General features: G+C 70.2%; 9 protein-coding genes. 4 read left to right on the top strand and 5 right to left on the bottom strand.

Annotated elements, in window-relative coordinates:
* Position 1 precedes the first annotated feature (1 nt).
* The 4 genes from recG to SACXIDRAFT_RS05120 all read left to right on the top strand — a co-directional run bounded on the left by recG (position 2) and on the right by SACXIDRAFT_RS05120 (position 8,172).
* Positions 2-2,161, top strand: coding sequence for an ATP-dependent DNA helicase RecG (gene recG, locus SACXIDRAFT_RS05135; RefSeq protein ID WP_006237433.1), 2,160 nt, complete (start codon positions 2-4; stop codon positions 2,159-2,161).
* Positions 2,162-2,478: 317 nt separating this feature from the next.
* Positions 2,479-5,862, top strand: coding sequence for a pyruvate carboxylase (locus tag SACXIDRAFT_RS05130; RefSeq protein WP_006237432.1), 3,384 nt, complete (start codon positions 2,479-2,481; stop codon positions 5,860-5,862).
* An 80-nt stretch (positions 5,863-5,942) separates the two neighbouring features.
* Entirely contained in the window at positions 5,943-6,764 is an 822-nt protein-coding gene (locus SACXIDRAFT_RS05125) for an arginase family protein (protein WP_006237431.1), read from the top strand.
* 163 nt (positions 6,765-6,927) lie between these two features.
* Complete coding sequence (locus SACXIDRAFT_RS05120; RefSeq protein ID WP_006237430.1) at positions 6,928-8,172, top strand: PucR family transcriptional regulator; 1,245 nt, start codon at positions 6,928-6,930, stop codon at positions 8,170-8,172.
* A gap of 185 nt (positions 8,173-8,357) precedes the next feature.
* On the opposite strand, the gene SACXIDRAFT_RS05115 is transcribed toward SACXIDRAFT_RS05120, so the two are convergent.
* From SACXIDRAFT_RS05115 to SACXIDRAFT_RS05095, 5 genes are read right to left on the bottom strand one after another with little or no spacing between them, the layout of a single operon-like run.
* Positions 8,358-8,867, bottom strand: coding sequence for a hypothetical protein (locus SACXIDRAFT_RS05115; RefSeq protein ID WP_006237429.1), 510 nt, complete (start codon positions 8,865-8,867; stop codon positions 8,358-8,360).
* Positions 8,864-9,520, bottom strand: a complete 657-nt coding sequence (locus tag SACXIDRAFT_RS05110) for a hypothetical protein (protein WP_006237428.1) — start codon at positions 9,518-9,520, stop codon at positions 8,864-8,866. The genes SACXIDRAFT_RS05115 and SACXIDRAFT_RS05110 overlap by 4 nt, the downstream gene beginning before the upstream one ends.
* Positions 9,502-10,686 (bottom strand): MCE family protein, encoded by a 1,185-nt coding sequence (locus SACXIDRAFT_RS05105; RefSeq protein ID WP_006237427.1) that lies wholly within the window; start codon positions 10,684-10,686, stop codon positions 9,502-9,504. The genes SACXIDRAFT_RS05110 and SACXIDRAFT_RS05105 overlap by 19 nt, the downstream gene beginning before the upstream one ends.
* A complete protein-coding gene (locus tag SACXIDRAFT_RS05100) occupies positions 10,686-11,753 on the bottom strand; it encodes an MCE family protein (protein ID WP_006237426.1) in 1,068 nt (355 codons plus the stop codon). The genes SACXIDRAFT_RS05105 and SACXIDRAFT_RS05100 overlap by 1 nt, the downstream gene beginning before the upstream one ends.
* On the bottom strand, positions 11,750-12,739 hold the full coding sequence (locus SACXIDRAFT_RS05095) for an MCE family protein (protein ID WP_006237425.1): 990 nt from the start codon (positions 12,737-12,739) through the stop codon (positions 11,750-11,752). Before SACXIDRAFT_RS05095 ends, SACXIDRAFT_RS05100 begins: the two co-directional genes overlap by 4 nt.
* Positions 12,740-12,743 lie beyond the last annotated feature (4 nt).

Here is a 12,743-nt window from a genome sequence, read left to right as displayed (position 1 = left end):
CATGGCTGTACTGGCGGACCGGCTCACGGACGTCGTCGGCGCGCGGACGGCCGCCGCGCTGGCGTCCGCGCTCGACCTGCACACCGTCGGCGACCTGCTTCGGCACTACCCGCGCCGCTACGCGCAGCGTGGCGAGCTGACCGACATCGCGGGACTGGAGATCGGGGAGCACGTCACCGTGCTCGCGCGCGTCGAGAGCACCACGAAGAAACCGATGCGCTCCCGCAAGGGCTCGATCCTGGAGGTCACCATCACCGACGGCTCGCGCAGGCTGTCGTGTGCCTTCTTCGGCAACCAGACGTGGCGCGAACGCGAACTGCGGCCGGGAAGGACGGGACTGTTCGCGGGCAAGGTGACGGCGTTCCGGCGCTCGCTGCAACTGGCCAATCCCGAGTACGAGCTGATCGAGTCCGACGTGGACGACGGTGTGGCGACCGCCCACGACTTCCTCTCCCGCATCATTCCCGTGTACCCGGCGGCGCAGGGGTTGCCGTCGTGGCGCATCTCCAAGGCCGTGCACCAGACGCTGGAGATGCTCGATCGCGAACCCGATCCGCTTCCGGGGTGGCTGCGCCGCGAACACGGTCTCGTCACGTTGTTCGAGGCACTGCACGCGATCCACCGGCCCCGCAGCGACGCCGAACTGGAGGGCGCCCGCACGCGGCTCAAGTGGGACGAGGCGCTGGCCGTGCAGCTCGTGCTGGCGCGACGGCGGCACTCGACGGGCAGCGGGCTCGCGCCCGCATGCCCGCCGAAGTCCGGTGGCATCGCGGAGACCTTCGACGAGCGGCTGCCGTTCCGCCTCACCGAGGGGCAGCGCGAGATAGGGGAGGCACTCAGTGCCGACCTCGCCGGTGAGCACCCCATGAACCGCCTGTTGCAGGGCGAGGTCGGCAGCGGGAAGACCATCGTCGCGCTGAGAGCGATGTTGCAGGTAGTGGACGCGGGAAGGCAGGCGGCGCTGCTCGCGCCGACGGAGGTCCTCGCCGCCCAGCACGCGCGGTCGCTACGGGAGTTGCTGGGGGATCTCGCGCAGGCGGGCGAACTCGGCGGCGCGGAGCGAGCCACCCGTGTCACGCTGCTCACCGGCTCGCTCACGGCGCGGCAGCGCAAGCAGGCGTTGCTCGACGCGGCGAGCGGCGCGGCAGGCATCGTGGTGGGTACGCACGCTCTGCTCGGCGAGCACGTCTCCTTCGCCGACCTGGCTTTCGTGGTGATCGACGAGCAGCACCGGTTCGGCGTCGAGCAGCGGGACGCCCTGCGTTCGCGTGCGGGCGAGGACGTCAGCCCGCATGTTCTGGTGATGACGGCGACCCCCATTCCGAGGACCGTCGCCATGACCGTATACGGGGACCTCGAAACGTCGTCGCTGCGGCAGCTTCCCTCGGGACGCTCGCCGATCTCGACCACCGTGGTGCCCTCAGCCGAGAAACCCGCGTGGCTCGACAGGGCGTGGCAGCGGCTGCGCGAGGAGGTCGCCAAGGGCCACCAGGCGTACGTCGTGTGCCCGCGCATCGGTGACGAGCCGCCGTCGGACAAGACAGAGCGGCCGCCCATCGCCGTATTGGATCTCGTCCCTGAGTTGGAGAACGGGCCGCTGGCGGGTCTTCGCGTCGGAGTGCTCCACGGGAGGCTTCCCGGCGACGACAAGGACGCCGTGATGCGCGCCTTCGCCGCCGGTGAACTCGACGTGCTCGTCGCGACGACCGTGATCGAGGTCGGTGTCAACGTCCCCAACGCCACGCTGATGGTGATCATGGACGCCGATCGTTTCGGGGTGAGCCAGTTGCACCAGCTCAGGGGAAGGGTCGGGCGCGGCTCCGTTCCGGGCCTGTGCCTGCTGGTCACCGAAGCCCTCGACGGGACGTCCGCGCGCGCCCGCCTCGCCGCGGTGGAGTCCACCACCGACGGGTTCGAGTTGTCGAAGCTCGACCTCGAACTGCGCAGGGAGGGCGACATCCTCGGCGCGGCCCAGTCGGGCACGCGATCGGGACTGAAGTTGCTGTCGTTGCTGCGGGACGAGGACGTGATCGCGCGGTCGCGCCAGGTGGCACAGCAGGTGATCTCGGCCGACCCGGATCTTGCCGACCATCCCGGCCTCGCCGCGCTCGCCGCCGACACGATCGACGACGAACGCGCGGAGTACCTGGAGAAGACCTGACCCGTGTCCGCACTTGCTGCACGGGTGTCCGCACTTGCTGCACGGGTGTCCGCAGTTCGCGCACAGGTGTTCGCATGTCGCGCACGCGCGTGCCCGCGTCTCACGTCGTGGAAACGCCGCGTGTCCGATCTCCGGTGCCGGCAGGCGTGCGGGAAATGCGGACACCCGCGCGTGACGTGCGGACACGGCGTTCGGGGTACTCACCTGGCGAGTCCGGCACGGGGCGCATGAGACCCGTCACGGGCGGTTGATCTCCCTCCGAGCACGGCGAGCGAGGTAACGTGCTCGCGACCGATCCAAACGAGGAAGGACCGGGCATGTTCCGCAAGGTACTCGTCGCGAACCGTGGTGAGATCGCGATCAGGGCGTTCCGCGCAGCGTACGAACTCGGCGCGGGAACGGTCGCCGTGTTCCCCCACGAGGACCGAAACTCGCTCCACCGGTTGAAGGCTGACGAGGCCTACGAGATCGGGCAGCCGGGCCATCCGGTGCGGGCCTATCTCTCGGTTGACGAGATCGTGGCAGCCGCGCGGCGGGCCGGGGCCGACGCGGTCTACCCCGGATACGGCTTCCTCTCGGAGAACCCCGATCTCGCCCGCGCGTGCGCCGAGGCGGGGATCACCTTCATCGGCCCGAGCGCCGAGGTGCTGGAACTGACCGGCAACAAGGCGCGTGCCGTGGCAGCGGCGCGTGAGGCGGGCGTGCCCGTGCTCGGCTCGTCGGCCCCGTCCTCCGATGTGGACACGCTGGTCGAGGCTGCGGAGGAGCTGGGCTTCCCGGTGTTCGTGAAGGCGGTCGCCGGCGGCGGTGGCCGGGGGATGCGGCTGGTGAAGGATCGTGCCGCGCTGCGGGAGTCGATCGAGGCGGCGGCCCGCGAGGCCGAGTCGGCGTTCGGCGATCCCACCGTGTTCCTCGAAAAGGCCGTGGTGCAACCGCGTCACATCGAGGTGCAGATCCTCAGCGACGGCACGGGGAGCGAGAACGGTGTCATCCACCTGTACGAGCGGGACTGCTCGTTGCAGCGCAGGCACCAGAAGGTGATCGAACTCGCTCCCGCTCCCAACCTCGATCCCGCGCTGCGGGAACGGATCTGTGCCGACGCGGTCCGCTTCGCGAGGCAGATCGGCTACCGCAACGCGGGCACGGTGGAGTTCCTCGTCGATCGCGACGGCAACCACGTCTTCATCGAGATGAACCCGCGCATCCAGGTGGAGCACACGGTGACCGAGGAGGTCACCGACGTGGACCTCGTGCAGGCGCAGATGCGCATCGCGGCAGGCGAGACGCTGTCCGATCTGGGGCTCTCCCAGGACACGGTATATCTGCGCGGCGCCGCGTTGCAGTGCCGCATCACCACCGAGGACCCCGCCAACGGCTTCCGCCCCGACACCGGCATGATCAGCGCCTACCGGTCGCCGGGCGGCTCGGGTATCCGTCTCGACGGAGGAACCACGTTCGCGGGCACGGAGATCAGCGCCCACTTCGACTCCATGCTGGTGAAACTCACGTGTCGTGGCCGCACGTTCACCGCAGCCGTTGACAAGGCCAGGCGCGCGGTGGCGGAGTTCCGGATTCGCGGTGTGGCCACCAACATCCCGTTCCTCCAAGCCGTGCTCGACGATCCCGACTTCAGGGCGGGGCGGGTCACGACGGCGTTCATCGAGGAGCGTCCGCACCTGCTGACGGCGCGGCATTCCGCCGACAGGGGCACCAGGCTGCTCACCTACCTCGCGGACGTGACGGTCAACAAACCGCACGGCGAGCGTCCTCGCATGATCGACCCGGTGAGGAAGCTGCCGCCGGTGCCCGACGGCGAGCCGCCCGCGGGGTCGAAGCAGCGGCTCACCGAGCTGGGTCCGGAGGGCTTCGCGCGGTGGCTTCGCTCGTCGCCGACCCTCGGCGTCACCGACACGACGTTCCGCGACGCCCACCAGTCGCTGCTCGCCACACGGGTGCGCACCAAGGACCTCCTCGCCGTCGCCCCCGTGGTGGCGAGGACCGTGCCGCAACTGCTGTCGGTGGAGTGCTGGGGCGGTGCCACGTACGACGTCGCGTTGCGGTTCCTCGCGGAGGACCCGTGGGAGCGGCTGGCCGCGCTGCGTGAGGCCATGCCCAACATTTGCCTCCAGATGCTGTTGCGTGGCCGCAACACCGTGGGCTACACGCCGTATCCCACGGAGGTCACCGAGGCGTTCGTCGAGGAGGCCACCGCCACCGGCATCGACATCTTCCGCATCTTCGACGCACTCAACGACGTCGAGCAGATGCGTCCGGCGATCGACGCGGTGCGGGCCACGGGGACGGCGGTGGCGGAGGTGGCGCTCTGCTACACCTCTGATCTGTCGGACCCCGGCGAGACGATCTACACGCTCGACTACTACCTGAAGCTGGCCGAGCAGATCGTCGGAGCGGGAGCGCACGTCCTCGCGATCAAGGACATGGCCGGGCTGCTGCGGGCGCCTGCCGCGGCGCGACTCGTGAGCGCGCTGCGCAAGGAGTTCGACCTGCCCGTGCACATCCACACGCACGACACGGCAGGCGGCCAGCTCGCGACCTACCTCGCCGCCGTCAACGCGGGTGCGGACGCCGTGGACGGCGCCGTGGCGTCGATGGCGGGCACCACGTCGCAGCCGTCGCTCTCGGCCATCGTGGCCGCCACCGACCACTCGGAACGGCCGACCGGCCTCGACCTCGGCGCGGTGGGTGATCTCGAACCGTACTGGGAGATCGTGCGCAAGATCTACGCGCCGTTCGAGGCAGGGCTGGCGTCCCCAACCGGGCGTGTGTATCACCACGAGATTCCCGGCGGCCAGTTGTCCAACCTGCGTACCCAGGCTGTGGCGCTCGGTCTCGGTGATCGCTTCGAGGAGATCGAGGCGATGTACGCGGCGGCGGACCGCATCCTCGGTCACCTCGTGAAGGTGACGCCGTCGTCGAAGGTCGTCGGCGACCTCGCCCTGCACCTCGTCGGCGCGGGTGTGTCGCCGGACGACTTCGAGGCAGATCCCGGCACGTACGACATCCCCGACTCCGTGATCGGATTCCTGCGCGGCGAACTCGGCGACCCGCCCGGTGGCTGGCCCGAGCCGTTTCGCACCAAGGCGTTGCGGGGCAGGGCCGAGGCCAAGCGCACCGTGGAGCTGTCCGAGGACGACCGGAGCGCGCTGGCGAAGGACCGCAGGGCCACGTTGAACCGGCTGCTGTTCCCTGGGCCGACGAAGGAGTTCGAGACCCATCGGCAGGCGTTCGGCGACACGAGTGTGTTGCCGAGCAAGGACTTCTTCTACGGACTGCGTCCCGGCGAGGAGTACCCCGTCGATCTCGAACCCGGTGTCCGGCTGCTCATCGAACTCGAAGCCATCGGCGAGGCCGACGAGCGCGGTATCCGCGTCGTGATGGCGTCGCTGAACGGGCAGTTACGGCCCATCCAGGTGCGCGACCGGTCGGTGGCCAGCGATCTGCCTGCGAAGGAGAAGGCCGACAAGAACAACTCCAAGCACGTCGCGGCCCCGTTCGCCGGTGTGGTGACGGCGACGGTGTCCGAAGGCGACACCGTGGAGGCCGGCGACACGGTGGCCACCATCGAGGCGATGAAGATGGAGGCCGCCATCACCTCCCAGTCGGCAGGCAGGGTGGCGCGGCTGGCCATCAACTCGGTGCAGCAGGTCGAGGGTGGCGACCTGCTGGTGGTGCTGGAGTAGCGGACGCGGCAGGGCCACCAGCGGGGAGGTCCGCGAACGCCGGTGGCCCTTCCCGTGTTCCGCGCACTAGGTTGGCCGCCATGCTGGTTCACGCTGTGGCGCAGTGGCAGGGCTCGGGCTTGCAGGACGCGCCGTCCCGGCTCGGTGAGGGGGCCGAGGTACTCGCCTCGCTCGCCGAGGACGTCCTCGGCACTCCGGTGCTGAGGCTCCCGGTCGGTGAGGCGGGATCGCCGACCGAGCGCGGAATCCGCAACCGTGCCGCGCTACTCGGCAACCGGGGCGCGCAGCTCGCGGCGCTGGAGAACCCGGAGGGGCCGGTCCTGACACTCGGCGGTGACTGCGCGAGCGACCTCGTCCCGATCGGCGTGGCGCGGTACCGGTACGGCCCGAAGCTCGGCGTGCTGTGGTTCGACGCGCACGCCGACGCCAACACCCCGGACACATCGCCGTCCGGCGCGTTCAACGGCATGGTGCTGCGGGCACTGCTCGGTGAGGGCGACGACGAGTTCGCGGCGAATCCGGCCGTGTCGCCGGGGCGTGCCGTGCTGGCCGGAACGCGGTCGTTCGACCCGCAGGAGCTGGTCGCCGTGCGTGCTGGACTGCTCCGCCATGTGCCACCGCCCGCCGATCCCGCCGATGTGGTGGCCGCCGTGCGCGAGGCCGACGTGGACGCCCTGTACGTCCACGTGGACGCGGACGTGCTCGACCCCGGCGAGTTCCCCGGCAACCACGAGCACGAACCCGGTGGGCTCACCGTGGAACGTCTCGTCGCGTGCCTCGACGCGCTCGCCGGATTCGACGTCGTCGGCGCGGCGCTCACCGAGTGCGTGGCGCGCGACCACGCGGAGGCGTCGCCGTTGGTTCCCGTGGTGGAGGCGCTGTACCGCCGCTTGACGAGCTGAGCGCTTCCTCTTGTCACTCCCACGCAACGGGCAGGGGAGATTTCGTCGGATCGGCGCGAAGCACCTCCGCACACCCCGATCGCGGTGATACCTTTTCCCGATCATCGCCGACCGGGACGCGATGACAGGCATCCCTCGACGCTGTGGGAAGGAGCTTGCCGGTGTGACGGGAGGAGCAGCGGGCGAGACCGCCGATTCGGCGGTGCTCTCGGGACGACTCGCGCAGATTATGCGCCCGGAGTTGGAGAGTGTGGCCGACGAGATCGTCGCCGAGATCCGTGCGCTGATCCCGGAGTACCGCAGGCCGCTCGACGGCCCCTACGGCAAGAACATCAAGGCAGGGGTCCAGCACGCGGTGTCGCTGTTCGTGGCGCAAATCGCCGACCCGAGCGCGTCAACCCAGCACGCCCACGAGGTCCACCGCAGGCTCGGACAGTACGAGATGCGTGAAGGCCGCAGCCTCGACACTCTCCAGGCCGCCTACCGCGTTGGCGCACGCGTGGCGTGGCGGCGGATCATGGAGGTGGGGCGTCGCAGCGGTTTCTCGTCCACGGTGATGTCGCAGCTCGCCGACGCGATGCTCGGGTTCATGGACGAGCTGGCCTCCGTGGCGCTCGACGGGTTCCTCGAAGCGAAGGCGTGTTCGGCCGACGCCCTCGACACGTGGCGGCGCCGGTTGCTCCAGCTGATCCTCGAACGTCCCGCCGCGCCGCCCGAGGCCGTGGAGGAACTCGCCCAGCTCGTGGGGTGGACCACCCCGAAGACCGCGACACCGGTGGCGGTACGGCCGGCGTTCCCCCTCAAGGGAGCCCACCGGCCGTCTCTCGACGCGGACGTACTGGCCGAGTTGAGCGGGGTCGAACCGAGGCTGCTCGTGCCCGGCGCCGTGACGAGGGAGCGCCTCGCGGCGCTCGAACAGGCGCTGCCGCGCTGCCGTCTTGCGATCGGGCCGTGCGTTCCCATGGACGGTGTCGCCGATTCATTGCGCTGGGCGCGCAAGGCACTGGCCCTTGTGGACGAAGGAGTGCTGCCGCCGCGCAGGGTGGTGTTGGCGCAGGAGTGCCTTCCCGTGCTGCTGCTGCATTCCGACGAGGCACTGACGCTGCAACTGCGGCACAGGTTGCTCGCGTCGCTCGACGGGCTCACGCCACGGCAGCGGGAACGGATGCTGGAGACGTTGCGGGCGTGGCTGGACGCACAGGGACACGTCGTGGGCATGGCGGATCGGCTGTCGGTGCACCCGCAGACCGTGCGCTACCGGATGCGGCAACTGGAGGCGACGTTCGGCGATCGGCTGCGTGATCCGGACGCGCGCTTCGAACTGGAACTGGCACTGCGTGTTCTTCCGACGGCACCCCGGCAGAGCGGCGCCGCGTCGTACACCGGAGTGTCGAACACCCGCAGGTGAGCCCGGGACCGCAGCCCCGCCCGGCGTGTCCGCAGGTGGCGCGCGGGTGTTGGTATCGCACGATGCCAACACCCGCGCAGGAAGTGCGGACACGGTTGTGGGGTGCCAGCACGTGTGCAGGAGGTGCCAGCAAGCGTGCATGAAGTGCCAGCACCCGTGCAGGAGGTGCGGACACGCCCGGGCGGTCAGGTTTGGGTGAGGGTCGTCAGGAGCCAGCGGTCGTCGTGCCTCGTGGCTGTGACGAGCAGTTGCGCGGCGGCCGACGCCGGTTCGGCCGAGCTTTCCAGCGCGTCGCGGACGGAGGTCTGGTCCGTGAACACCAGGACCTCGGCGCGGTCACCGGTCATCGACAGCACGGCGGCGTCCACCACCCTGGTGGTGACGGTGAGCCGCTGCTCCTCAGCGCTGCCGACGATCCGGGAGAACAGCATGCGGTACTCCTCGCGCGCCTGCCCGCGCAGCAGGTCCTCCGCGGCGCGTTCGGTGGTCTCCAGATCGTCGTAGTGGTACGTGAACACCTTGTTCACCGCTTTGACGACCGCGGCCCTGACCTCCAGCGTGGCATCGGCATCGACGTGGGCGCCGTCGCGTGCCGACTCCGACGAGCGCAGCGATCTCTCCAGCACGACGCAGACGGCGCCTGCGCCTGCGAGCAGCACGGCCAGCACCAGAAGGAGTGCGGTGCGGCGCTTCATGCCGGACCTCCCACGGGGATCGTCTCGAACGCCTCCGCCTTCCAGCCCTCGTCGGTGTGCCGCAGCCGGACGCGGTAGCGGTTGCGGGTGTAGGTGGGTTCGGCTCCTTCGCGGGTGCTGGTGATCTCCACCGACGCCAGCAGCGTCGCCCTGCCCCGGCCGGCGTCGAACTCGCTCAAGGCCGCGTGCAGCACGGTTCCCGTGGCATTGACCGGTGCGGAACCCTGTCTCCCGTCCATCTGCGTCGCGGGGTCGGTCCGTTCTAGCTCCGCGTGGAGCGCCCCCGTCGTGGCGGACAGCCATCGGCGCATGCCCGCCGCACGGTCGTCGTGGTCCATCGTGGTCAGCTCGGCGACGCGTTCACGGCCCTGGCCGAGTGCCTCGTCGCGGGCTCGCGCGGTGTCGAGTCGCTCGTCGGTCATCGCCGAGATCAGCGACAAGGCCGCCACGCTCGCGAAAACGGCGGCGGCTGCGACGGCCAGGACGGCCACAATGCCCACGATCCTCGCAGTGCCCGCAGTGCCCGCAGTGCCCGCAGTGCCCGCAGTGCCCGTGCCGCGCACGGCACCGCTGTCACGCGCACCCCGCACGGCCGCGAGTACGGCTCCCAGCGCAACGGCCTTCGCGCGCCGGTTCACTCCTCGTCGAGCCACAGCAGATCCTTCAGGGATTCGCGGGTGTTGTCGTCGCCGCTGAGCACTCCGGGCAGCGCCACGAGCGGCAGCCCTGCCTCGGGGACGTGCTGCGACGTCCGCGCGGGCACGGTGCCGGAGGGCAGGCTGCAGGCGGCGGCCGTGTTGAACGGTGTGTCGCCGGTGTCCTCGCCGGAGCGGTACTCGGTGTCGCCGTAGCCCGCAAGACACGGCAGCGGGTCGAAGAACGTCAGCGCGACGGAGAACTCGTCGCCGTCGAGTGCCGCCGATGTCGCCGCGGTGGCCTTCGGCAGCATGACGAACAGGTGCTCAAGACCGTCCACTCTGGCCGAGAAAAGCCGGGAGGTCGTCAGTAGGTTCGCCAGCAGCACCGGCAACCCGGGGTCGGTGTCGTGAAGGAGTGTGCTCAGTTCGGTGGCAGCGCCCGGGGTGCGGGCGATGAGTTCGCGCAGGTCGCCGTCGGCCTCGGCGAGTTCGGCGGCGAACCGTGCCGCGTCGCCCGCGAAGGATCGCCAGGCGGCTGCGGACTCGGCCTGGGTGCGCAGTACCGTCGCGCCGTCGTCGATGAGTGAGGACGTCTGCGGCAGGTATTCGGTGGCGGTGTGGGTGAATTCGCGGGAGGAGTCCAGCAGTACCTGAAGGTCGTCGCCGGTGCCGTGGAAGGCCGTGTACAGCTCGTCCACCACCGTGTGCAGCGACTCCGTCGGCACCGACTCGGTGAACGCGGTGAGGTCGGCGAGCAGGGTGTGTACGCGGGGCGGCAGTGAGGTGGCGGCACGGGGGATCACCGAGCCGTCGGCGAGGTAAGGGCCCCGCCCCGTGCGGGGCTGAAGATCGACGTACTGCTCACCGACGGCCGACCGGTTGGCGACGACCGCCCTGGTGTTCGCGGGGATCGCTGGTGCGTCGTCGTCGAGCACGAGTTCGGCCTCCATGCCGTCCTCGGTGAGCCGCAGCGTGCGCACCTCGCCGACGGCCACGCCGCGGTAGGTGACCTCGCTTCCGCTGAACAGTCCGCCTCCGTCGGCGAGTTGCAGGCGCACCACGGCCCCGCCCGTGCCGAGCAGCCTGCCGAGGCCCGCGTGGTTGGCACCGACGAACGTGGTCGCCGTCAGCGCGACGACCACGAACGCGAGGAGCTGAACTCTGACCCGCCGGGTGAGCATCAGCGGTCGCCTCCTTCGGCGGGGGTGCCGGTGGTCGGCAACGGCAGCAGGGGAATCGGTGCGGTGTACCCGTCGGCGGGGACGACCTGGACGAAGGTGTTGAGGTAGTCGCCCTCGATGCCGTCGAGCACGGCGTCGGTGAAGGGGAAGGTCGCGAGGATCTCCAGCGAGCGGGGCAGCGATCCGCCCGCGTCGGCGAGGCCCTCCAGCGTGGGGGCGAGCGCTTCGAGGTCCGCCACGAGGTCGTCTTTCGTCTTGTGGACCACATCGACGGCCACGCCGGACAGCTCGTCGAGCGATTCCAGCATCGTCACGAGCAGTTCCCGCTGGTCGCGCAGCTCCGCGAGGCCCGGCGTGAGATCGTTGAGGGCGCCTCGGATGTCCTCCTCGCGTTCCGCCAGCGTGGCGGCCAGCCGGTCGAGACCGTCGAGCGCGGTGGTGATCTCGTCGCGGTGTCCGTCCAGTTCGGACACCAAATGTTCCACGTTGGAGAGGAACTCCTTGAGCTGGGCCTCGTTGCCGGTGAGCACCTCGTTCAGCTCGTGGTTGATCGTGCGCAACTGTGCGATGCCGCCGCCGTTGAGCAACAGGGACAGGGCGCCGAACACCTCCTCGACCTCGACGTGCCGGTTGGTGCGGGACACGGGGATGAGTGCTCCGTCGGTCAGCGGAGCCCGCTCACCGGCCTCGTCGGGCCGCCGGGGTGCCGCCAGTTCCACGAACTTCTCCCCGAGCAGACTCGACTGGCGGATGTTGGCGAGCGTGTCGGCAGGCAGTTCGACGTCGCCGTTGACGACGAGGACCACCTCGGCCTGCCAGTCGCCGGTCGCGGCCAGCTCGATGGACTCGACCCTGCCGACGGCCACGTCGTTGACCTTCACTGCGGCGTGCGGAACGAGGTCGAGTACGTCGTCGAAGCGGGCTGTGACGCGGTACGGGTCGTCGCCCAGCTCGGCACCTCCTGGCAGGGGAAGTTCGTGAACACCGGCGAAGTCCGGGGTCGCGCACCCTGCCGCGAGCAGGCACGCCGCCACGGCGACGGCGGGAAAGACGGCTCTCCTGCTCACCTCGGCCCTCCCTCCTGCGACGGGATGTACTCGAGTGGGTTGATGCGGCCCTGGAGGGTGCCGCTGTCCGGGTCGAACGTGTTGTAGGCGTTCTCCGCGGCCGTCGGGGCGACGTCGAGCGCCTCGGCCAGCGAGGCCCGCCGCTCGACGACGAGCTGGGTGAGGTCGGCGAGGTCGTCCACGTTCGACTTCAGAGCCTCGCGGTGGTCTGCGACGAACTCCTGAAGATCGGCGAGCGCGTCGCCGAGCGCGGCCAGCGCGGCCGAGAGTTCCTCCTTGTCCTCGGCGAGGAGGTCCGCGACGTCGGCGAGCCTGCCGGTCGCCTCCCTCACCTGAGCGTCGTTGCCCGCGAGCATCGCCGTGAATCGCGACAGCGAATCGATGGTGGCGAAGAGGTCGTCGTCGGAGTCGGCGAGCGTGCGGGCCAGGTCGGCGAAGTTGCGCACGGTTCGCGAGAACGCCTCGCCGTTGCCGTCGAGCACATCGGCTCCCGTGTCCAGCAGGTCGGACAGCGCGCCGTTGGCGTTGGCGCCGTCGGGGCCGAGTGCCGTGGCGAGGTCGCCGAGGCTTTCGTACAGCTCGTCGAGTTCCACCGGCACGGCCGTGCGCGACCGGGGAATGACGGCGCCGTCGGCGAGGCGGGGGCCGCCGTGGGCGAGGTCGGACAGCTGCACGTACCTGTCGGCGACCACGCTGGGCGAAACGACGAGCGCGCGGGTGTCGTGCGCGACGGGGGCTTCCTCGGCCACGGTCATCGTCAGCCGCACCCGGCTCGGCTCGGGGGTCACCGACACGACCTCGCCGACGCGCACGCCGAGCACCTTCACGTCCGAGCCGGGGTAGACGCCGACAGCGCGGTCGAAGTACGCCGTCACGGTCTTGTCGCCGCGGTCGCCGAACACCCACCACAGTGCTCCTGCCGTCACGAGAGCGGTCACGACGAGCACCGTGGCGATCCTGGCGAGCCGCCGGGTTCCAGTCGGCACGGGG

This window comes from Saccharomonospora xinjiangensis XJ-54, assembly GCF_000258175.1.
Taxonomy (GTDB): domain Bacteria; phylum Actinomycetota; class Actinomycetes; order Mycobacteriales; family Pseudonocardiaceae; genus Saccharomonospora; species Saccharomonospora xinjiangensis.
This window is presented reverse-complemented; position numbering and strand designations above follow the sequence as displayed.